The organism is Acetobacter senegalensis (genome assembly GCF_001499615.1).
In the GTDB taxonomy this organism is placed as follows: domain Bacteria; phylum Pseudomonadota; class Alphaproteobacteria; order Acetobacterales; family Acetobacteraceae; genus Acetobacter; species Acetobacter senegalensis.
This window is the reverse complement of the sequence record NZ_LN606600.1, coordinates 3,057,472-3,080,096: the sequence shown is the minus strand read 5'-3', so window position 1 is coordinate 3,080,096 and position 22,625 is coordinate 3,057,472. Positions and strand designations below refer to the sequence as shown.

The window sequence follows — 22,625 nt, the reverse complement described above, 5'->3', positions numbered from 1 at the left end:
CATGCGTATTGCTTACGTCATCAACTCCACGGAAGGCGGTGGTGCGGCCTTTCCTGTTCCAGCCATTACGCGGGTGCTCCGGCAGGCTGGTCATGAAGTCGCTGTTTTCGCCCTGACCCGGCGCGATGGACGCGCCGAAAAACCGATGCGCGATGCCGGGTTGGAGGTCTTTATCCGCGAGGGTGGCCGAAAAGACCATCTGGCCGCCTTTTTCTGGCTGCAAAAACAGATCGCACTGTGGCGGCCCACCCATATCTGGACCTCCCTGACGCGGGCAACGCTTCTCGGGCAAAGCGTGGGGCAGAAACGTGGTATTCCTGTCATAAGCTGGCAACATTCAGCCAAACTCCGTCCGCCGAATGACACCTTGCTCCGCCTGCGGCGTAACGCATCCTGCCTATGGATAGGCGATTCCGATTACGTGACACAGGTCACCCGCACCCAGTTGGGCATTCCGGCGGACAGGCTGATGTGTTGGCCCATTTTTCATGCGCGGGCTTCCGCCCCGCAAAGCCACCCATGGCAGGCAGGCGAGACCATCCGGCTGGGTTCAGTCGGCAGACTTCATCCAGTTAAAGGGTATGACACGCTTTGCCTTGCGATGGCACAGCTTAAGCAAAAAGATGTGCTCCCTCCGTTTCACCTTACTATTGCCGGAGAAGGCGAAGAACGGGCGAAACTGGAAGCGCTCGTGCGGCTTCATGGACTACAGAATGAGGTCTCCCTGCCGGGATTCTGCTCGGACACCGGTGCGTTTCTGGCGGAACAGCATCTGTATCTCCAGCCCTCTCACTGGGAGGGATTCTGCATGGCCGCGCATGAAGCCATGCAGGCAGGTCTTCCGGTTATTTCATCAGCAGTGGGAGAACTGACACGCTCTGTCCAACCCGGCGTAACAGGATGGACTGTGCCTCCACGTAATACAGAGGCGCTCTCGGCCTGCCTTGCACAGACGCTCGCACGCCCTGAAACGCTCCATCAGATGGGACAGGCAGCCAGAAGCTATGTCTTCTCCCATTTCAATGAAGACGCTTTTACCAAAGCCGGACAGGCTGTTCTCGCGCGGTTGGCTCAGATCGCCCCCTAAAGACAGGAACAGCCAGATATCTAGTCTGACTGCCTGCAAAATCTGACAGGTCGGGTCTGGAAGGCGTTTTGCGGATCAGTGATGTTTCCCGTCAAAGTAAGCCTGCACCAAGCCTTTCGGTCGGCTTTCAGTCCCTTGCCAACCCTCGCTTTCCGGTTTCTTGGAACCAGCCTCTTGAAAAAGCCTGTATTCTCCCGCCTCTCCCTACGTTCTCATAGAGCCCTAGATACGTTCTGCAGTAGCCATTCTGCTTTCTCGGGCACATCGACCATGCTTGCCGCTTCGGCCTGCGCCAGTTCCGCCAGATTGCCATCACCATACCCCCACGCGGCAAACAAAGCCGGACAGCCTGCCCCCTGCGCGGCCAGAAGATCCGGAGACATATCCCCGATCATCACACTGCTCTCCGGTTGCGCTCCGGCCTTGGCAATTGTTCCCAGAAGATGACCAGGGTCCGGCTTTCTAACGGCAAAGCTGTCTCCTCCCCCCACACAGGCGAACAAGGGAGAAAGGCCAAATCGTTCCAGAATGGCCAGTGCCGCGACTTCCGGCTTATTGGTACAGACTGCAAGCAGCCATCCCTGCGCCTGAAGCGTATGAAGCGTGTCTTCTGTGCCCGGAAACAATCGAGATAGCCGAGTGGCCCGTGGGGTGTAGAACTCCATAAAGCGGCGGCAGGCCTGAGCGTGATCTATGTCCGCCACCTGCGCACCCGCTCCTTTTTCTGCCCCAGCCTGAAGCAGGCGTTCGACCAGCATGGGCACCCCATTGCCAATCATGCGGCGCACTTCTGCGTCTGATACGGGCGGCAGAGCATAGCTGGCCAGCAGTTCCCGCCCGCATTCCGCCAGATCAGGCAGGGAGTCCAGCAATGTGCCATCCATGTCAAACACTGCGAGTTTCTGTTTCATCACCGCTTTTGCCTTCTTCAGTAAAGTCCTGAAAAATTTTATGATATCCAGATTTCAGGTTTCCTCCAGCCCGGCGTTTGACAGGGGCGTGAGGTTGGCTTACCGCAATTCAATCATGACATCTCCTCTCCCTTCCCGTCCTGCCACTGCGGTCCTGCTGGCCGCCGGGCTGGGCACCCGCATGAAGTCCTCCCGCCCCAAAGCCATGCAACGTCTGGCTGGCCGCCCCATGCTGGCGCATCTGATCGCCAATGCGGCAGATGTGTTTGATCGGCTGGTGGTGGTCATTGGTCCTGAAATGGAAGATGTTGCCGAACTGGCAGCCCCTTACCCGGTGGTAGTACAGCATGAACGGCTGGGCACCGCCCACGCAGCCCTGCAGGCTGAAGCATATTTTGGCGAAGGGGATGTAGCCGTACTCTATGCGGATAATCCGCTGATTTCGGCTGAAACTCTGAACCGCCTTCTGGAAGAACGCCGCTCGCCCGATGTTGGGCTCGCGCTGCTGGCCATGCGCCCCAAGGAACCGGGACGATATGGCCGGGTGGTTGCACAAGACGGCAATGTGGACCGCATTGTGGAATGGGCGGACGCCACACCGGAGGAACGCGCCATTGATCTATGCAATGCGGGCGTTCTGTGCGCGGATGCAGACACCTTCCGCACGTGGTTGAAGGCTGTGAAAAATGAAAACGCCAAAGGTGAATATTACCTGACGGACGTGGTCGATCTGGCGGTAGCAGACGGCGTACGTGTGCGCGCCGTGGAAGCTGCAGAAGATGAACTGCGCGGCATCAATTCCCGCGTGGAACTGGCCGAGGCTGAAGCGGCCCTCCAGAACCGCCTGCGCACGAAAGCCATGGAAAACGGCGTAACGCTGGTCGCGCCGGAAACAGTCTTTCTCTGCGCTGATACCGAACTTGAACCCGATGTGCTGGTCGAACCGCATGTAGTGTTCGGCCCTGGTGTTACCGTGCGAAGCGGCGCAGAAATCCGTGCTTTCAGTCATCTGGAAGGGTGTGAGGTGCAGGCCAATGCGCTGATTGGCCCCTATGCACGCCTGCGCCCCGGAGCGGATATTGGTGTGGGAGCCCACATTGGCAATTTTGTTGAAGTCAAGAACACCACGGTAGGAGACGGTGCCAAAGCCAACCACCTGACCTATCTGGGTGATGCCGATATTGGCGCGCGGACCAACGTGGGGGCCGGTACCATTACTTGCAATTATGACGGCTTCTTCAAACACCGCACCCTAATTGGTGACAACGTGTTTGTCGGCTCAAACGCCATTCTGGTGGCCCCGGTCAGCATTGGCACCAATGCCATGATTGCTGCTGGCAGCACCATTACCAAGGATGTGCCTGAAAATGCCCTTGCCTTTGGCCGCTCCCGTCAGGTGAGCAAACCCGAACTGGGCAGGCACTTCAAGGAAACACTCAAAGCCCGAAAGGAAAACGGCTGATGTGCGGAATATGCGGTGTTGTCGGTCTGCGACATGCCACGCCCATCGTCTTTGAAGGACTGCGCCGTCTGGAATATCGCGGATATGATTCCGCCGGTATCGCCACGTTGGTGGACGGCCGGGTAGAACGCCGCCGCGCTGCCGGTAAGCTGGATAATCTGGGTGCGCTTCTTGAGCAGGACCCGCTTCCGGGCACAACAGGTATTGGCCAACACACGATGGGCAACCCACGGTGCCCCCACAACCTGCAATGCACACCCGCACGGCACGGAGCGCGTCGCCATTGTTCACAATGGTATTATTGAGAACTTTGAAGACCTCCGCCGTGAGCTGGAAGAAGCCGGACAGGTTTTCAGCACGGAAACGGATAGCGAGACCATAGCCCAACTTGTGGATTACCATCTTGGGCAGGGCCTTGCCCCCAAGGATGCCGCGTTAAAAGCCCTCAACCGTCTGGAAGGGGCTTATGCCATCGCCATGATCTTTGCCGGTCATGAAGGGCTGATGATTGGCGCCTGCCATAGCGCCCCGCTGGCTGTTGGCTATGGCAAGGATGAAATGTTCCTTGGATCTGACTCCCTCGCCCTTGCACCGCTGACCAACCGCATCACCTACATGGAAGATGGGGACTGCGTGGTGATTACTCCGCAAAAAGCGGAGTTCATGACGTTTGACGGCACGCCTGTTCAGCGCAAGGAGCAGACCACGGCTCTGGCCGCAGGTTCCATTGGCAAGGACGGCTACCGTCATTTCATGGAAAAAGAGCTGCATGAGCATCCGCTGGTGATTGGCCAGACCCTGCAGCGCATGGTTGACCCTGCCAGCCGCCGCGTATTTTTGCCGGACATGCCTTTTGATCTGGCCACTGTGCCCCGCGCGGTAATCACCGCCTGCGGTTCAGCATTCTATGCTGGCATGGTTGGCCGCTATTGGCTGGAAGCCATTGCGCGGCTGCCGGTGGATATCGACGTTGCCAGCGAGATGCGGTACCGCAACCCGCCACTGACGGAAGGCTCGCTCGGCCTGCTGATTTCTCAGTCTGGAGAAACGGCCGATACATTGGCGGCTCTGCGCAGCTTGCGCCAGAAAGCCATCCATATTCTTTCCGTGCTGAATGTTGAGCACAGCACCATGGCGCGTGAAAGTGACAGTGTTCTGGGGACGGTGGCTGGTCCGGAAATTTCCGTGGCCTCCACCAAGGCCTTCACGGCTCAACTGACAGTGCTTGCCTGCCTGACCATTGCCACGGCCCGCGCACGCGGCATGCTAGATGCGCTTGCAGAAGAAGAACTGGTGGCAGCCCTGCTTGATCTGCCCAGCCGCGCGGCAGAGGTCTTTACGCAAGGCGCAGCCATAAGGCGGCTTGCAGGCGTTGTAGCTGAAGCCCGGGATGTTCTGTATCTGGGCCGTGGCAGCATGTTCCCGATTGCCATGGAAGGTGCGCTGAAGCTCAAGGAAATTTCCTACATCCATGCGGAAGCCTATGCCGCAGGGGAAATGAAGCATGGTCCGATCTCCCTGATTGATCGCACCGTGCCGATTGTCGCCAGCGTGCCTTACACGCCCCTGTTTGATAAAACGCTGTCCAACCTTCAGGAAGCCAAGGCCCGTGGCGGGCGTCTGCTCGTCTTTACAGATACCAAGGGCGCGGACCGTGTTTCCGCCATTGCGGAAGACATGGTGGTTCTGCCGCATGTGCATGATTTTGTTGCCCCCATCCTGCAAACCATTCCTGTGCAGATGCTGGCTTATGAAGTTGCTGTTCTGAAGGGAACGGATGTGGACCAGCCCCGCAATCTGGCAAAGTCCGTAACGGTTGAATAAACCCGCTAACTCATCACACAAGACGCAATAAGCGTCTCTATATCGCCCGAGTGAGAGTTTCTCTTTCACTCGGGCTTTTTATTGGCCCTATTTTCAGAAGAGCCTTGCCGTTTACGGGAACTGGCGGGGGGCTCCATCCAGCAGAACCGTGATGTGGCCCAGTTTGGGGTGATCCAGTTCCAACCGGACGGCCACAAAGCCTGCTGCCCCAATGCGTTTAAACCAGGCCCGGCCCGGTTGCGGGTTACGCAGTTTGCTTTGCTCGTTGCTGAGCTTGAACCCCTTGATCTGCTGCCCCACAAAATTGCAGCGCAAGGCTGCCTCGCCCCAGTCCAATGGTCCGCTTGAGGGAAGTTTCTGCTCGCTTCCCGCCTGCACGGAAAGCGTTGTCAGCCGCAATCCGTCAAAAACTTTTTCCTGCATGGCACAGTTCTGTGTCTCTCTTACCTGCCGTAGCAAACCCATCAACATGGCCAGCGTATCAACCGCACCTTGCCGCTCAGCTTCTGTCACCGCCTCCCGGTTTGTCTCCGGCGGATCAAGTTGGGTGACCTGTGGCAGGTTGTCCTTATAGGTAAGGGCGATATGCCGGTTTGTGCGACGCGACCAGCCTTTGCTGTCAAACGTTTCCGGGGCCACGACCTGCCCGGCGAACCGTCCCTGAGCGGTAAGAGTCAGGTCTGTTTTCATGAACATATTAAACAGACCCGCCGTTTTGACATGCGCCCCAATCCCATATTGGGCATTATCAAGCCGGTAGGACGCCTGAATGTCCATCACATGCAGGCCATGCACGAACACCAGATATTTTACTTCTGTCTGTGGCGTCTGTTCTTCTGCCCGGCACGATGCCGCAGAAAATGTGGCCAACGCCAGACCCGCACATAAAACCGATGTCACGCGGCGCACCGCTACCCAACAGGACCGAGGCATAGTCTTCCTTTTCAATCCGATGATCCTGATCTGATTGTACCGCCCGACGGGTATCAGAGTCCGGCTCTCACTTTAACGCTGGTTTTCTACCTCTTCGGTCATGTTGTTTCTATAACCCAGCCGTCCGGAAACAGCCTGAGCAAGAGCCACGGCTCTGTTCCCTAGGTCTCCTACGTCATATCGGCCCAGTTCTGTCTGGGGCAGGCTGACGCCCACACCTGCCACCATACGGCCGGAATAATCTTTCACGCCGGCACCAAAGCACCACAGACCATCATGAATCTGTTCATCATCCACCGCGTAGCCGCGTTCGCGAATCTCGGCAATTTCCCGCACCAGAGTCGTGACGGAACGGATTCCATTGGGTGTCATGGGCTCGGGCCATGTGGAGGCCGGGTGTAATGTCAGCCATTCGCGGAAGGATGTATCATCCATCTCGGCCAGCATGGCGTTCCCCGTTGCCGTGAAAATGGCGGGCAGGCGCATGCCTACACGGAAGGAGGCCCCCAGCACCGTGGCGCTGTTGCGGCAGGCCACATACACCACTTCCATCCCTTCAAGCAGGGTCAGTGTCACCGTAAAGGTGTCGAGATCAGAAAAGCCATCAAGGGACTGATAGAACTCCGTCACCAGATCCCGCTTTTCTGTCACGCCCCCCACCCAGTCCAGAAGGCGGGTGCCCAGCCTGTAACCCTGCGTGGCTGTTTTTTCCAGCAACCCCAGTTCAACCATAACCGCTAGCAGCCCGTGCACGGTGCTCCTTGGCAAATCAAGCTGCCGGGCCACATCCGCCGCCAGTGGGGGCCGCTGCGCAGCCTTGACCAGATCGAGAATACGCACGGCCCGACGGAGCGCCGGGACAGAATCCTGAGGTTTGGACATGCCGATCTTATTTTCCTTGTTGACAAGAGGAGGCGATATCCTCATTATTCCAAATACGGGATCGTGTTCAACATAATGAACAATAATAAACGAACACGATCTCCAACGCAAAAAATTGGTGGAAGCCTGACAAGAACCCGCAACTGGGCAGCAGGCTTCCCCCTCCCTCTCTCCTCTCGCCCCTTCTCTTTTCTTGCGCTAGACAGGGCTTATTACCCCTGAGACGTTCGCAACAAAAGAGGCACCACGCCATGACCACGGCTTACGATTTCACGCTCCCTGGCCTGGAAGCCGGCACAATCAATCTCAACGACTATCGGGGCAGACCGCTCCTTATTGTCAATACCGCGTCCAAATGCGGTTTTACGCCACAATATGAGGGGTTGCAGGCCATCTGGTGCCAGTTCAAAAAAGCCGGACTGGTTGTGATAGGCGTGCCCAGCAATGATTTCGGAAAGCAGGAACCCGGCACGGCGTCGGAAATTGCCGATTTCTGCCACCGGAATTACGGCGTCAGCTTTCCCATGGCGGCACGCGGTTCCGTAAAGGGAGCAAATGCCATTCCATTGTTCCAGTGGTTGAACAAGGAGTGCGGTTTTCTAGGCTGCCCCCGATGGAATTTCTATAAATATCTGATCAACCGCTCCGGTCAGCCTGCAGCATGGTTTAGCAGCCTCACGCCCCCGACATCCCCCCGCGTGCGGGATGCAATTGAACGGACTCTGCTGAACGGCTGACAATAACGGTGGTGGTGGCTGATCTCAGCGCGCCACCACGTGCCCGTCGCGAAGGGTGATCACGCGATCCATCCGGCTCAGCAGTTCTTCATTATGGGTGGCCACCAAAGCAGCCAGCCCCTGATCCCTCACCGCAGCCATCAGTTCTGTAAAAACGGCATCTGCCGTACGCACATCCAGATTGCCTGTCGGTTCATCCGCCAGAAGCAAGGCTGGCCGGTTGGCCAAAGCGCGGGCTATCGCCACACGCTGTTGCTCACCGCCCGACAACTTGCCCGGCAGATGCTTCAACCGATGTTTGAGGCCAAACATATCCAGCAGTTCATCCGCCCGCGCACGAGCATCAGCCTTCCGGGTGCCAGCAATCATCTGCGGCAACATCACATTTTCCTGCGCCGTGAATTCTGCCAACAGGTGATGAAACTGGTACACAAACCCGATTTCATCACGCCGCAGAGCCGTGCGTCCGGCATCTGCCAAGCCGCGCGTGCTCTGGCCACAGATTTCAATCTCACCCTCATCAGGCGTATCAAGCAATCCCGCCAGATGCAGAAGCGTTGATTTCCCCGTACCCGAAGGGGCGACAAGGGCCACGAGCTCTCCCGTATGCAGAACAAAATCCGCGCCCTGCAAAACCGGGAGAGAACCATCCTCCCCGCTACGGTAGGTCTTTTTGACGCCCTGCAGACGTAGAACCACCTTATTCATGACGCAGAGCCTCGACCGGATCCGTTCGTGCGGCACGCCAGGACGGATAAAGTGTTGCCAGCAGAGACAGTGTAAGCGCCATGGCAATCACTTCTCCCACCTGCCCCCACACCAGTTTGGCGGGAAGGTGCGTGAGGTAATAGACTTCGGGATTAAAGAGATTGGTGCCTGTCAGGGACTGCAAGGCCTGCCTGATACGCTCGATATTCATGCAGAACACCACGCCCAGAACTGTGCCAGCCACCGTGCCTGTTACGCCTACGGAGGCACCACACATCAGAAAAATGCGCATGATGGCGCCCCGGCTGGCCCCAATGGTGCGCAATACGGCAATATCCCCTGTCTTGTCTTTGACCATCATGATCAGCGACGAGATCACATTGAAGGCTGCCACAAGAATAATAAGTGTCAGGATCAGGAACATGACGTTCTGTTCCACCTGCACCGCGCCAAACAGAGCATTGTTGGCGTTTGTCCAGTCCAACACACGCAGGCCGGGATCACCCACCGCGTTGATGATCCGCATGGTTACAGGCCGGACATTCTGGGCGTCCTGCACCATGACCTGAATCTGCGTGACCTTGTCCGGCATCTGGAAGTAAACCTGCGCGGCATGCATGGGCAGGAACACGTAGCTGGCATTGTAGTCATTCACGCCAGCATCAAAAATCGCAACAATATGGTAGGCCCGCACACGCGGTACGGTGCCAAAAGCCGTTGCCGCGCCCTCCGGTGAAATCAGCGTAATACGCGACCCGATGGAGAGGCCTGCACGGGACGCGAGCGTGACCCCAACGGCCACAGCATCGTCCCCTTCAAAATCATCCAGGGACCCGGCCACCAGAGAGGAGCTTACCCCTTTAAGGTCCAGCAGCCCCTGTTTGGTCATGCCATGCACCACGCCGCCAGAATTGAAAGAGCCAGCGCTCAGAAGCACCTGCCCTTCCACCAGCGGGGTTGCACTGATAACGCCGGGCACCTTGCGCACCCGGTCTGTTACCTCTTCATAATGGGAGATGGTCCGCCCGGAGCCATAAATGCTCAGATCACCATTCAGACCAAGAATGCGGTCCATCAGATCGGCCTGGAACCCGTTCATCACCGCCATGACGATAATGAGCGTGGCCACACCAAGTGCGATCCCCACCAGCGAGAAAATGGCGATGACAGACACAAACCGCTCACCACGGCGCGCCCGGAGGTACCGCCCGGCTATTACCCGCTCGAAGGGACCAAACATGCTCAGCCTGCCAGAACCAGTGCCAGAGCGTCATCCACGCTCAAATCATGCCGCTCGCCTGTCGCACGGCGCTTGAGTTCCACACGCCCTTCCTTTGCGCTCCGTGGCCCGACCACAATCTGCCACGGATGCCCCATCAGATCCGCATCAGCAAATTTGGCGCCAGCCCGATCCGTGCGGTCGTCATACAGGAAGGCTTCCGTATCCACATTATAGATGCGTTCACACACGGCATCGCACGTTTCATCCCCCACTTTCAGGTTCAGAATTGCGGCCTTGAAGGGTGCTACGGCATCTGGCCAGATGATACCGTTTTCATCATGGCTGGCTTCGATAATTGCTCCGGCTAAGCGAGAGACACCAATGCCGTATGACCCCATTTCCGGGTAGACCTGAGAACCATCAGGCGCACTTACGCTGATATCCATAGCCTTGGTGTATTTGGTACCGAAGTGGAAAATGTGTCCCACTTCAACGCCACGGCCTTCACGCCGACGCTCTTCCGGCACAGCGTCCCACGCCGTGGTGTCATGCATTTCATCGGTGGCGGCATACGGCGTGGTCACCCGCTTGTAGAAGGTTTCCAGCGCCAACGGGCTGTTTACATCAACAGGTTCATCCAGCCAGTCCTGATCTTCCAGCGCGGCATCATAGAACACGCCGCTCTCACCCGTGGGGGCCAGGATAAGGAATTCATGGCTGAGTTCCCCGCCAATGGGACCAGTATCAGCCCGCATGGGCACGGCCCGCACGCCCAACCGCTGGAATGTACGCAGATACGCCAACATCATCCGCTGGTAACTTGCTACGGCGGAGGCATAATCCAGATCAAAGCTGTAGGCATCTTTCATCAGGAATTCACGGCCGCGCATCACACCAAACCGGGGGCGCATTTCATCACGGAATTTCCACTGGATATGATACAGAACCTGCGGCAGTTCCTTGTAGGATTTAACAGTCTGCCCGAACAGATCCGTAATCATTTCCTCATTGGTTGGCCCGTACAGCAGTTCCCGCTTGTGCCGGTCCTGAATGCGCAGCATTTCCGGCCCGTAAGCATCATACCGGCCCGAACGCTTCCACAGATCAGCAGACTGAAGGGTGGGCATCAACACTTCCTGCGCGCCAATGCTATCCTGCTCTTCACGCACAATCTGGCTGATGTTGCGCAGCACCTTCAGCCCCGCTGGCAACCACGCATAGATACCGGACGCCGTCTGCCGGACCAGCCCTGCACGAAGCATCAGCCGATGAGAGACGATCTGCGCCTCTGCCGGGTTTTCTTTAAGGGTAGGGAGAAAACTGCGCGAAAGACGCATGGTCGTACTCAACCTTGTCTGTAAGGCAGACCACAGCAGGGTCTACCCGAAAAATTCCTGAACATCTTCTGCTGTAAAGCACTGTGCCCATAAAGAAAACCCGCATCATGCGGGCTTCCTTCCACGGCTTATGCGCCTATCATGCAGGCAAAGGCTTCATACACGCAGAACGTGCACATCCACCAGCGGGCGCTTCTGAAGCTTACGCCCCAGAGCCCGGCGCAGTGCCGTCTTGGCGGCATCACGGAATGCCTGATCATCATTCCGCAGTTCATCGGGAATAACATCCAGCGCGTTGGCGAATTCTTCACGCACGCGCACGCTTTCCAGATCATCCGGGTCCAGCAGGCCGGGCGCGCTCAGTTTGGGCTCGCCGATAACAAACCCTTCGTCATCCACCGCAAAGCTGGCAATCACCACACCGTTGAACAGCATCTTGCGACGCGCCGCCAGAACGCCACCATTCATTGGCAGCAGACGGCCACCATCCAGCGCCAGACGACCGCTGGGTGCAGTATCAACCACTTCGGCCTTGCCCGGAGCAAGACGCAGAATATCGCCATCTTCAAGCAGAATAGGGGCAATACCCTTATCCTGCGCCAAAGCAGCATGCGCCGTGAGGTGACGCCATTCGCCGTGAACCGGCACAGCATATTGCGGCTTGATCAGATCATACATGGTGCTCACGTCACCGCCCGTGGCGTGACCCGATACATGCACAAAATGGTCTTTATCCGTAATCACGCGCACGCCACGACGGGACAGATTGTCCTGCACGGCCATAATGGCGCGCTCGTTACCCGGAATCATACGGCTGGAATAGATAACCGTATCACCCTCACCCAGAGAAATGTTGGGGTGAATATCCAGAGAGATGCGGGACAAGGCAGAGCGCGGCTCACCCTGGCTTCCGGTAATGATCATGACCGTCTGATCATCGGGCACATCATTCGCATCCTGCTCGTTCAGGAACGGCAGAACACCTGACAGATATCCGCATTCACGCGCGGCAACATCCAGATTGCGCAGGGAGCGGCCAACCAGAACCACCGTGCGGCCTGCCGCCTGTGCAGCCATGGCAATGGTTTCAACACGGGCCACGTTGGAGGCAAAGCAGGTAACGGCGATACGGCCTTTGAGGCTGCCGATCAGGTCCGTCATGCTCCGACGCACTTCCGATTCGGACTGGGAGGCACCGGGCTTCATCACGTTGGTGCTGTCACACACCAGAGCCAGAACCCCTTCCTCACCCACTTCCTTCAGGCGTTTGATATCCGTCGGCGGCCCAACAAGCGGGTCCGGATCAAGTTTCCAGTCCCCTGTATGCACCACAATCCCTGCCGGCGTGCGCAGAACAACGCTCTGTGCTTCGGGCACGGAATGGGTAACGGGAATGAACTCCAGATTGAAAGGCCCGACATCAAACGTGCCACCACAAGGGATGACGTGAATCGGCACTTCCTGAAGCAGGCGGGCTTCACCCAGTTTGCGGCGCAGCACGGCCCCAGCAAAAGGGGTCACGTAAACAGGGCACTGCAGAAGCGGCCACAGATGAGCCACTGCGCCAATATGGTCTTCATGCGCGTGGGTAATCACCAACCCTGCCAACTGGTCCCGACGCTCTGCAATAAAGGTGGGATCAGGCACCAGAATTTCAGCTTCCGGTGTGTCGTTTCCGCTAAAACCAATACCGCAATCTATCGCCAGCCAGGTTTCCCCCAGGCGATAGAGATTAAGATTCATGCCAATCTCGCCCGTTCCGCCCAAGGGCAGAAAGGCGAAATCGCCGTTCTGGTCTGTCATTAGATGTACTATCCTTCTGTCAAAACATCTTTTTCGATTGTAAGACGCGGCAAGGGATTCCGCCCCGCCAATATCCGCAGCCCGTTCAGGGTCAGCATTGAATCCACGTGGTCAAACACCGTTGTTCCTTCCGAGAAGAGCGGAGCCAGACCGCCGGTTGCGAGCACTTTCATATCCTGCCCGACTTCCCGCCTGATCCTCTCGACGATCCCCTCGATCAAACCCACATACCCCCAGAACACCCCTGAGCGCATAGCCGTAACGGTATTACGCCCGATAACGGAATCAACTGCCGGGCGCCCCACACCAATACGCGGCAGACGTGCCGCAGCCTGATGCAAGGCTTCAACAGACAGATTGATCCCTGGCGCAATCACACCACCGCAATAACTGCCTTCACTATCCACCACATCAAACGTGGTGGCCGTGCCAAAATCAATAACTGTTAACGGTCCACCATACAGATGGTGCGCCGCCAGACCATTTAAAAGACGGTCCACCCCAACTTCATCGGGGTTATCCGTCTTGATCACAAAGCCCCAGTCCAACCGGGCTGATGCCAGAAGAGGTTCAACCGCAAACCACTGGCGGCAAAGCGTACGCAGATGATAAAGGGCGGCAGGCACCACTGTGCCAATAACTGCACCCTCAACATCATCAGCAGAGATCCCCTGCATCCGCAGAAGCGCCAGCAGCCAGACAGCATATTCATCAGACGTACGCTGCGCCTGCATGGTAATACGCCACGTACCCCGCCACTTTGCACCATCATGCACGGCAAACACCACATTTGTGTTGCCTGCATCAATGACGAGCAGCACGTCCTGCCCCCTGTGATGCCAGCAGGATATCTCCTGTTGCGATCGTTTTCATCCCGTTTTCCGTTTCAAGCAGCAGCCGACCATCTGCGGCCAGCCCTGCAAACCGCCCCTTTTCATAAGTAGTCCCGCCGTTTACCACAAGAGGCGTGCCCACAGGATGCGCCCGTTTCATCCATTCCGCACACAGAATACCAAACCCCTGGTGCTCCCAGACATCCCGCCAGTGTGTGATCTGTGCCAGAATGGCCTCCGCCACAGCATGCGGATGAGGAGGCTCCCCGTATCGCCCCAGAAAGGCTGCCTCCCGCCCTATGGCGTCCGTTGCCGGAGACCGCGCCAGATTGGCACCCATGCCGATAATGAGGCCTCGCCCTTCCCGCTCGATCAGAATGCCGCCCAGTTTCTGGCCATCCAGCAGAATATCATTAGGCCATTTGATCATCAGATGATCACGGGCGGCGGGCATGGTCTCTGCCAACCCTTCAAAAAAAGCAAGGGACGCAAGAAAGGGCCAACCGCCCAGAGCATCCTGCCCCGCCTGCTGCCCATCAAGAAGCATGGAAAGAGCGAGGCTTTGCCCTGCATCAACCCAGTTCCGCCCCCGGCTGCCCCGCCCCTTTGTCTGCCGCAAAGCCAGAAGGGCCAGACCAGGCTTTTCGCCCGCTCTGGCCCGTTCAAGGCATACATCCGAGGTTGAAGTCAGTTCATCATAACATTCCAGCCGCCAAGGCGGACAAACTGCCTTCATTCCATCTCCTTCAGCCAGCCAGAGCCAGGGCCGCCTGCTGTGCCATGTTCATCAGCGGTCCGAGAACCAGAATGAAGAACACCGTGGCCAGCCCCATGCCGCCCGAAACAAACAGCAGGCTGGGTGCGGGACGGTCCAGCCCTTCCGCTGGCGCATCAAAATACATCACCTTTACAACACGCAGGTAATAGTAAGCGCCCACAATACTGGAGACAGCCCCTACAACGACCAGCACATAAAGGCCAGCCTGCCACGCGGCCGCAAATACCATGAACTTGCCGAAGAACCCGGCCAGCGGCGGTGCGCCAACCATGCTGAACATGAAGATAGCCAGTGCTGCCGCCATGCCGGGGTCGGTCTTGCTCAGCCCGGCAAGATCGGAAATGGCCGTTACCTCACGCCCTTTGCGACGCATGGCGGCAATTCCGGCAAAGACCCCTGCATTCATGACCAGATAGGCTGCAAGATAAATCAGGGTTGCCCTTACGCCTGCGGCTGAAGCAGATGCCAGCCCCATCATGGCGTACCCCATGTGACCAATGGAGGAATACGCCATAAGACGCTTGATATCTGTCTGCGGTATGGCCGCAAAAGCCCCATAAACCATGGAGAGCATGGAAACGGTTTCAATCAGGATCTGCCAGCGAGGCGCAACCGCACCGAACGGCCCGACCATAACACGCAGAAACAAAGCGAAGGCGGCAAATTTGGGCGCACCCGCCATATAGGCTGTTACCGGCGTTGGTGCCCCCTGATAGACATCAGGCGTCCACATATGGAAGGGCACGGCGGAAAGCTTGAAACACAGCCCCACCACCACGAACACAATGCCAACAATCAACCCTGGCGGCAGCGTTCCTGACGCATGGATGGCGGCAATCAGCCCCGTATATTCCATGGTGCCTGCGTAACCATAGACCAGAGACATGCCATACAGCAGCAGCCCGGAAGCCAGCGAGCCCAGAACAAAATATTTCAATCCGGCTTCAGAAGACGTAACCCGGTCCCGCTCCAGAGCGCAGAGAATGTAGATGGAGAGAGAAGACAGTTCCAATCCGACAAACAAGGTCATGAGATTGGCGGAGGATGCCATGATCATGGCACCGAGGGTTGAAAACAGCATAAGGATAGGCGTTTCAAACGGTAACGCTCCCGGATCATGCCGGTCCTCACCACGGTACCCTACGGTGACAATCGTTGCCAGAAGGCCACCCACCAGTGCCAGAATTTTCATGAAGCGTGCAAAGCTGTCATTCACAAAGGTACCGGCATAGCCCGCGCCGTCGGGCGAAAGGGCCACCAGAAACCCACACCCCACAAAAGCGGCAACCGTCAGCATGGAGCAAGGAAAGAACCCTTCCCCACGCCGCTGCAACACGCCCACAACCAGAATGATCAAGCCGGAAAGTGCAAGTGTGATTTCTGGCAGAGCCAGCGCCCAGTTGACCGAGGTCGCACTCATCGCACTGCACTCCGTTCACTACAGATATCAAAAAGGGAAAAAAACGACATCATCCACCCCTCATCCGCACAGGGCGACGGTCAGCAGCACCACAAGGCCCGCCAGCATGGTGAAGGCATAAATGGCAATGGAACCGGTCTGGAGCTTGACGGCCTCCGATGCGCCCGTAACGGTTGCGCGCACCAGATCACGTGGCAACCCTTCCACAGCGCCTTCATCCCCCTCCTTCCACAGCACGCGCGCAATGGCGGCATAGGGACGGACAAAAATAACTGTGTAGAGTTCGTCAAAATACCATTTGTTGAGCAGGAACCGATAAACCGGACCAAAAGACCGCGCCATGGAGGCTGGCAATGCGGGAGACGCCACATAGAACACATAGGCCAGAGCAATCCCTGCCAGCCCGGCAATGGAGGGCAACAGGCCGATTAGCGCGGGAACATGCTCAAATGTTTCCATAATGCTGTTGCCCGGCGCGTTGAAAATAGCCCCATTCCAGAACAGATCCTGCTTTGCGCCGATATAATACGGTGCCAGAGCAACGCCTGCCACCAAGGCACCAATAGCCAACAGCACCAGAGGTACGGTCATAACCGCAGGACTTTCATGCGCGGCATCACGCACATGTTCGTCTGCCGGTGCGCCATGGAACACAAGAAACAGCAGGCGCCAGCTATAAAAAGCCGTGATGAACGCCGTAATGGTGCCGAGCGTCCAGGCATAATGGCTCATACTGCTGCCACTGGCCCACAGAGCGTTCAGAATGGCATCCTTGGACCAGTATCCCGCGAACGGAAACACACCGGCCAGCGCAAGGCTACCAATCCACATAACAGCGTATGTCAACGGCAGTTTTTTCCACAAACCACCCATACGGAACATGTTCTGCTCATCATGCACAGCGTGGATGACAGAGCCCGCGCCAAGAAACAGAAGTGCTTTGAAAAAGGCATGCGTGGTCAGGTGGAAAACAGATGCCTGATACGCCCCCACCCCCACAGCCGCAAACATGTAGCCAAGCTGTGAACAGGTGGAATACGCGATGGTGCGTTTGATATCTGGCTGCACCATGCCGACCGTAGCGGCAAAGAAACAGGTGGTAGCCCCAATAAAGATCACAAACATCCGGGTGCCGGGTGCGAACTCCAGAAAGGGAGACATACGCGCCATCAGGAACACGCCAGCCGTGACCATTGTTGCCGCATGAATAAGGGCAGAAACTGGCGTTGGGCCCTCCATGGCGTCCGGCAACCACGTATGGAGGAAAAGCTGGGCAGATTTGCCCATGGCCCCCACAAACAGCAGGAAGCAGATCACTTCCATCATGTTGAACGTGGTGCCAAACAGGGAATAGGACGCACCAAGAACCTGAGGAACCGTTGCAAAAATCTGATCATACTGAACGGTATGAAACAGAACATACACCAACCCGATCCCGACAAGGAAGAACAGGTCAGCCACGCGGTTGACCACAAATGCTTTGATCGCCGCGGCGGTGGCGGAAGGCCGATCATACCAGTAGCCAATCAGCAGATAGCTGGCCAGACCAACCCCTTCCCATCCGAAGAACAACTGGATGAGATCATTCGAGGACACCAGCATGAGCATGGCGAAGGTAAACAGTGAGAGATACGAAAAGAACCGATAAGTCGGCATGGTTTCGTGGCTCATGTAGCCAAGGCTGTAACAATGCACCAGCAGGGACACACACAGCACCATGGCCGTCATGGTCACAGAAAGCGTATCAAACCGCAGGGTCCAGGTGGCGTGAAAACCGCCTGCGTTCACCCAATCGGCCAATGGCACAGTCTGCGGTGCAAAACCGGCGGACCAGCCACCATAAAGAGCACCAACACCACACAGCGCTGCAACGCCCATGCAGCCAATGGTTATAATCTTGGCCATGGCATCGTCCAAAAGGCGACCACCCAGCCCCGCAACAACCGCCCCTACCAAAGGCAGGAGGATGGCCGTGGCAAACAGGTGAAGATCGGTCTGCATGAGTCCGCTCATCCCTTCATCATCGTAACGTCTTCAACCTGGATGGATCCACGGTTGCGGAAATAGACCGTGACAATAGCCAGACCAATTGCTGCTTCTGCTGCTGCAATGGTCAGCACAAACAACACCATGATCTGCCCAGAAAGATCTGCATGGGCGGAAGAAAACGCGACAAAATTGAGGTTTGCAGACAGCAGGATCAATTCCATGGACATCAGGATGATGATGACGTTTTTCCGGTTCAGGAAAATGCCAAACACACCCAGCACCAGCAATGCTGCGCTGACAATCAGATAAGGGCCAAGCCCAATGGGGGCGATTGCGGGCGTCATGCGCCGGTCTCCCTTTTGTCTGCCTCCGCCTGCCCTCCTGATCCGTATGATCCGGGGACTGCATTTTCGTAATAGGATGTGTGGGGACGGAGGAAACCACCGTTACCCAACACATTTTCGCCAAGTGGCAGATCTACAAGCACCAGCGTGTCTTCACGTGTGCGTGCATGCTGTTTGCTGATGTCCTGACGGCGGCCCGTATTGGTCTGGCGCAGTGTGAGCACAATGGCCCCGATCATGGCCACCAGCAGCACAAGACCGCAGGATTGGAACAGCAGAACATAATGGGTGTAAATCAACGTGCCCAAGGCGGCTGTGTTCGTCAGGCCCGGTGCGCCGTTCAGCGGGGCGATGCCCGTATCGGGGGCCATTTTCCAGTTCCCCAGCGCCATGATGAGCTCAACAAACAAGATGCCGCCCACGCACGCGCCGATCGGGGCATGACGCTGAAAGCCTTCCCGCATCTGCGTGAAATCAATATCCAGCATCATGACCACAAACAGGAACAGAACAGCGACCGCGCCCACATAGACAATCACCAGCAGCATCGCCAGGAATTCGGCCCCGGCCACCAGAAACAGGCCCGCCGCATTGAAAAACGCGAGAATGAGAAACAGCACCGAATGCACCGGGTTGCGCGCCGTAATAACCATTGTGGCGGATACAAGCAGCACCGTCGCAAAAACGTAAAATACAAGCTGCGGTATCATCAGCTTACCTCCTGCCAGGACATGGCCTGCATCATCTCAGCGATAAGGCGCATCAAGTTCCAACCGTCGGGCCAGCAGAGCCTCCCAACGGTCTCCATTCGCGAGCAGCTTGTCCTTGTTGTACATCAGCTCTTCACGCGTTTCGGTTGCAAATTCGTAGTTCGGGCCTTCAACAATGGCGTCAACCGGGCACGCTTCCTCGCACAGACCACAATAGATGCATTTGGTCATGTCAATGTCATAGCGTGTGGTGCGGCGGGAACCATCGTCCCGTTCTTCAGCCTCAATTGTAATGGCTTCAGCGGGGCATGTGGCTTCACACAGCTTGCAGGCAATGCAGCGTTCTTCCCCATTGGGATAACGGCGCAATGCATGCTCGCCGCGAAAACGCGGAGACAGCGGCCCTTTTTCATAAGGATAGTTCAGCGTGACTTTCGGCTTGAACATCATCTTGAAAGTGGACGCCATGCCTGCCGCCAGTTCGGCTAACAGAAAGGACCGGAAGGTTTTTCCAAGAGCACTCATCAGTTTACACCTCCAGCCTGAGGCAGCAGGCCCGTAGCCATAAGGAAGCCTGCGGTTCCAATCATCCACAGTAGGGAGAACGGTAGGAAAACCTTCCAGCCCAACCGCATAAGCTGGTCATACCGATAACGGGGGAATGTGGCCCGCACCCAGATAAACACGAACAGGCAGAACAGGATTTTGCAAATCAGCCACAGGGGGCCAGGTACCCATGTGAAAGGCGCAATACCCAGCGGAGGCATCCAGCCGCCAAGGAAAAGAATGCTGACCATGGCCGACATCAGGATCATGTTGGCATATTCGCCAAGGAAGAAGAGACCAAATGCCAGCGAGGAATATTCAACAAAGAACCCGGCTACCAGTTCACTTTCCCCTTCAGGAAGATCAAATGGTGCCCGGTTGGTTTCTGCCAGCGCCGAGATAAAAAACACGATGAACATCGGGAACATGGGCAGGCAGAACCACACATGCCGTTGCGCCAGCACAATGTCGTTCAGGTTCAGGCTGCCCACCGCCAACAGAACAGAGACGATGACAAGCCCGATCGACACTTCATAGGAGACCATCTGCGCTGCGGACCGCAGACCACCGAGAAAGGCATATTTTGAATTGGACGCCCACCCGGCAATAAGCATACCGTAAACACCCAATGAAGAAATAGCCAGCAGATACAGAATACCAACATTGATATTCGCAACGGCCAGACCATTCCCCGTGGGAATAACCGCCCATGCCAGCATGGCCAGAGAGAATGTTAGAAACGGAGCAAACAGAAACAGTGCCCTATTGGCCCCTGCGGGAATAACCGTTTCCTTGAAAATCATCTTGATGGCATCAGCAAAAGCCTGAAGCAGCCCAAAAAGACCATTCACGTTCGGGCCGCGCCGCATCTGCATTGCGGCCATCACCTTGCGTTCCATCAATGTGAGGTACGCTACACCAATCAGCAGCGGAACCAGAACGGCCAGCGTTTCCAGAACCATCAGAATAATCTGGCCTATCAGCGTATGATAAAAAAACTGCGCCATCAGCCCTTACTCCGCCGCCACTGCGCGCACTGGTGCGTAAATGCGCGAACATTCCGCCATGGTCGGGCTAGCCCGGCTTATGGGGTTTGTCTGGTAATAATCATCAATAGCCGGACGGAACGCACCAGCACTGAACTCGGCTGTTGTTTTTTGTGCAGTCCCTTCGGCCTGTGCCGGAAGGCGGGCCTGTGGTGTCGCCACAGAACCAATGGACGCAAACACGGGGTTCACCTCCACCATTCTGGCGCGCAAAGCCTCCAGTGTGTCATACGGCAATGTGTGCCCGACCACTTCTGAAAAGGCCCGAAGAATACGCCAGTCTTCCCGCGCATCACCCGGAGGGAACACCGCACGGAATGCCCGTTGGACACGCCCTGCCATATTGACATACGTGCCCGGTTTTTCGGTATAAGCCGCCCCCGGCAGGATAATGTCAGCACGGGCGGCAGCAGCGTCTCCATGGTGCCCCTGATAGACCACAAATGTCTCGGGAGCGATTTTATCGATCGGGAATTCGTCGGCGCCCATCAGCCAGAGAACATCCACCCCGCCCCGCAGCATATTGGCTGCGGCCAGACCACGTGGCCCCGGCAGAAAACCAAGATCAAGCGCCCCTACTCGAGAAGCCGCAGTGTGCAGAATGTTGAACCCATTCCATCCATCCGCAATAGCACCGCTCTGTTCCGCCAGGGTGCGACAGGCTTCATAAACCGCCTGAGCATCCCGCCGCGTCAGCGCCCCATGCCCCAGAATGATCATGGGGCGCTTTGCTGACTTCAGTGTTTCTGCAAAAGGAATGCTACCATCAAGCAGAGAAGTCAGAACATCCGGCCCATCCCCAAGGAAGGTGACATCATAAGTGGGGTCAGCGGAGGGTGCACCGATCATCGCAATCGGAAAGCCGCCACGCCCTGCCCGCAGAAACCGCTTGCGGATACGGGCGTTCAGCACAGGCGCTTCATGACGAGGCACTGAGCCCACAATCAGGAGCGCATCGGCCTCATCAATTCCGACAATATCACTATTGAACAGATAGCCTTCACGGTCACTGGTATCATACCAGGCCCCATCCTGGCGGCAGTCTGTGTTGGAAGACCCCAGTGCAGACATAAGATCTTTTAAAGCGCACAGGCTTTCTGCGTCACACAGATCACCCGCTACCGCGCCAATCCTGTCTCCGGCCACACCATCCAGCCTGCGAGCCAGAGAGACAAAAGCATCCTGCCATGAGGCTGCATGAAGTTTGCCATGCACTCGCACCCATGGCTTATCAAGCCGCCGACGCTTCAGACCGTCAACTGAAAAACGCGCTTTGTCAGACAGCCATTCTTCATTCACTTCATCATTCACACGGGGCACAATGCGCATTACTTCGCCGCCGCGCGCCTGAACCTGAATGTTGGTCCCCAGCGCATCCAGCACATCAATGCTGTCCGTCTTTTTGTATTCCCAAGACCGTGCATGAAACGCCGTGGGTTTAGCTGTCAGCGCACCAACAGGACAGATATCAATCAGATTACCTGAAAGCTCGGATGTCAGGGCCTTTTCCACATAGGTGGTAATTTCCGCGTTTTCACCGCGCGACACCATACCAAGTTCAGGAGTGCCTGCCACTTCCGTTGTGAAACGAACGCACCGTGTGCATTGAATGCAGCGCGTCATTACCGTTTTCACCAACGGACCGAGGTTCTTGTCCGTTACCGCGCGCTTGTCTTCGTGGTAGCGGGAGATACCGGTGCCGTAACCATAAGCTTGGTCCTGCAAATCACATTCACCACCCTGATCACAGATCGGGCAATCAAGCGGATGATTGATCAGCAGAAATTCCATTACGGCCCGACGGGCGCGGCGCACCACATCCGTATCCGTCAGAATTTCCATTCCTTCCGAAACCGGAAAACCGCAGGATGCAACTGGCTTTGGCGCACGCACAACCTGCACCAGGCACATACGGCAGTTACCTGCTACGGAAAGACGTTCATGATAGCAGAAGCGGGGAATTTCTTTCCCTGCGGCTTCACACGCCTGAAGAGCGGAAGAGCCGGGAGCAACATCAACCGGCGTTCCATCAACAATAACCCTCACCATGGCT

The 22,625-nt window shown here is 56.8% G+C and carries 19 protein-coding genes and 1 pseudogene; 4 read left to right on the top strand and 16 right to left on the bottom strand.

The genetic code is table 11. The features are described from left to right. Nucleotide 1: 1 nt before the first annotated feature. Complete coding sequence (locus ASN_RS14315) at nucleotides 2-1,087, top strand: glycosyltransferase family 4 protein (RefSeq protein ID WP_058988554.1); 1,086 nt, start codon at nucleotides 2-4, stop codon at nucleotides 1,085-1,087. Nucleotides 1,088-1,299: 212 nt separating this feature from the next. Here ASN_RS14315 and ASN_RS14310 read toward each other — a convergent pair whose 3' ends face one another. Next, nucleotides 1,300-1,998 (bottom strand): HAD hydrolase-like protein, encoded by a 699-nt coding sequence (locus ASN_RS14310; protein ID WP_082666701.1) that lies wholly within the window; start codon nucleotides 1,996-1,998, stop codon nucleotides 1,300-1,302. A gap of 115 nt (nucleotides 1,999-2,113) precedes the next feature. On the opposite strand from ASN_RS14310, the gene glmU reads away from it, so the two are divergent. Both glmU and glmS read left to right on the top strand, forming a co-directional pair. After that, nucleotides 2,114-3,460: a bifunctional UDP-N-acetylglucosamine diphosphorylase/glucosamine-1-phosphate N-acetyltransferase GlmU gene (gene glmU / locus ASN_RS14305; protein WP_039904013.1), complete on the top strand. Its 1,347-nt coding sequence runs from the start codon at nucleotides 2,114-2,116 to the stop codon at nucleotides 3,458-3,460. After that, nucleotides 3,460-5,284: pseudogene (gene glmS / locus ASN_RS14300) on the top strand (glutamine--fructose-6-phosphate transaminase (isomerizing)). The gene glmU and the pseudogene glmS overlap by 1 nt, the downstream one beginning before the upstream one ends. Nucleotides 5,285-5,395: 111 nt before the next feature. On the opposite strand, the gene ASN_RS14295 reads toward glmS, so the two are convergent. Together ASN_RS14295 and ASN_RS14290 are read right to left on the bottom strand one after the other, a co-directional pair. Continuing rightward, entirely contained in the window at nucleotides 5,396-6,217 is an 822-nt protein-coding gene (locus ASN_RS14295) for a DUF3108 domain-containing protein (RefSeq protein WP_058988552.1), read from the bottom strand. 72 nt (nucleotides 6,218-6,289) lie between these two features. Continuing rightward, on the bottom strand, nucleotides 6,290-7,099 hold the full coding sequence (locus tag ASN_RS14290; RefSeq protein ID WP_039903998.1) for an IclR family transcriptional regulator: 810 nt from the start codon (nucleotides 7,097-7,099) through the stop codon (nucleotides 6,290-6,292). A 251-nt stretch (nucleotides 7,100-7,350) separates the two neighbouring features. On the opposite strand from ASN_RS14290, the gene ASN_RS14285 reads away from it, so the two are divergent. Next, a complete protein-coding gene (locus tag ASN_RS14285; RefSeq protein WP_058988551.1) occupies nucleotides 7,351-7,836 on the top strand; it encodes a glutathione peroxidase in 486 nt (161 codons plus the stop codon). A 24-nt stretch (nucleotides 7,837-7,860) separates the two neighbouring features. Here ASN_RS14285 and ASN_RS14280 read toward each other — a convergent pair whose 3' ends face one another. The 13 genes from ASN_RS14280 to nuoG form a co-directional block, all read right to left on the bottom strand. Then, nucleotides 7,861-8,544, bottom strand: a complete 684-nt coding sequence (locus tag ASN_RS14280; RefSeq protein WP_039903997.1) for an ABC transporter ATP-binding protein — start codon at nucleotides 8,542-8,544, stop codon at nucleotides 7,861-7,863. Further along, nucleotides 8,537-9,784 (bottom strand): lipoprotein-releasing ABC transporter permease subunit, encoded by a 1,248-nt coding sequence (locus tag ASN_RS14275; RefSeq protein WP_058988550.1) that lies wholly within the window; start codon nucleotides 9,782-9,784, stop codon nucleotides 8,537-8,539. Before ASN_RS14275 ends, ASN_RS14280 begins: the two co-directional genes overlap by 8 nt. A 2-nt stretch (nucleotides 9,785-9,786) precedes the next feature. Then, nucleotides 9,787-11,103, bottom strand: a complete 1,317-nt coding sequence (gene proS, locus ASN_RS14270; RefSeq protein ID WP_045542822.1) for a proline--tRNA ligase — start codon at nucleotides 11,101-11,103, stop codon at nucleotides 9,787-9,789. Nucleotides 11,104-11,259: 156 nt separating this feature from the next. Next, nucleotides 11,260-12,906 (bottom strand): ribonuclease J, encoded by a 1,647-nt coding sequence (locus tag ASN_RS14265; RefSeq protein WP_006558254.1) that lies wholly within the window; start codon nucleotides 12,904-12,906, stop codon nucleotides 11,260-11,262. An 8-nt stretch (nucleotides 12,907-12,914) separates the two neighbouring features. Further along, on the bottom strand, nucleotides 12,915-13,727 hold the full coding sequence (locus ASN_RS14260) for a type III pantothenate kinase (RefSeq protein ID WP_006558253.1): 813 nt from the start codon (nucleotides 13,725-13,727) through the stop codon (nucleotides 12,915-12,917). Continuing rightward, nucleotides 13,711-14,475 (bottom strand): biotin--[acetyl-CoA-carboxylase] ligase, encoded by a 765-nt coding sequence (locus tag ASN_RS14255; RefSeq protein WP_058988549.1) that lies wholly within the window; start codon nucleotides 14,473-14,475, stop codon nucleotides 13,711-13,713. The genes ASN_RS14260 and ASN_RS14255 overlap by 17 nt, the downstream gene beginning before the upstream one ends. A 10-nt stretch (nucleotides 14,476-14,485) precedes the next feature. Then, entirely contained in the window at nucleotides 14,486-15,937 is a 1,452-nt protein-coding gene (gene nuoN, locus ASN_RS14250; protein ID WP_006558251.1) for an NADH-quinone oxidoreductase subunit NuoN, read from the bottom strand. A gap of 60 nt (nucleotides 15,938-15,997) precedes the next feature. Continuing rightward, nucleotides 15,998-17,938: an NADH-quinone oxidoreductase subunit L gene (nuoL, locus tag ASN_RS14245; protein WP_058989358.1), complete on the bottom strand. Its 1,941-nt coding sequence runs from the start codon at nucleotides 17,936-17,938 to the stop codon at nucleotides 15,998-16,000. A gap of 8 nt (nucleotides 17,939-17,946) precedes the next feature. Further along, nucleotides 17,947-18,270 carry an NADH-quinone oxidoreductase subunit NuoK gene (gene nuoK / locus ASN_RS14240; protein WP_006558249.1) on the bottom strand — a complete coding sequence of 108 codons (324 nt, stop codon included), beginning with the start codon at nucleotides 18,268-18,270 and terminating at the stop codon, nucleotides 17,947-17,949. After that, nucleotides 18,267-18,980, bottom strand: a complete 714-nt coding sequence (locus ASN_RS14235) for an NADH-quinone oxidoreductase subunit J (RefSeq protein ID WP_082666700.1) — start codon at nucleotides 18,978-18,980, stop codon at nucleotides 18,267-18,269. Before ASN_RS14235 ends, nuoK begins: the two co-directional genes overlap by 4 nt. Nucleotides 18,981-19,016: 36 nt before the next feature. Next, nucleotides 19,017-19,505 carry an NADH-quinone oxidoreductase subunit NuoI gene (nuoI, locus tag ASN_RS14230; RefSeq protein ID WP_006558247.1) on the bottom strand — a complete coding sequence of 163 codons (489 nt, stop codon included), beginning with the start codon at nucleotides 19,503-19,505 and terminating at the stop codon, nucleotides 19,017-19,019. Continuing rightward, entirely contained in the window at nucleotides 19,505-20,533 is a 1,029-nt protein-coding gene (gene nuoH / locus ASN_RS14225) for an NADH-quinone oxidoreductase subunit NuoH (protein ID WP_035380839.1), read from the bottom strand. Before nuoH ends, nuoI begins: the two co-directional genes overlap by 1 nt. Nucleotides 20,534-20,539: 6 nt before the next feature. Continuing rightward, nucleotides 20,540-22,621, bottom strand: a complete 2,082-nt coding sequence (gene nuoG / locus ASN_RS14220) for an NADH-quinone oxidoreductase subunit NuoG (protein ID WP_058988548.1) — start codon at nucleotides 22,619-22,621, stop codon at nucleotides 20,540-20,542. Between the last annotated feature and the right edge of the window lie 4 nt (nucleotides 22,622-22,625).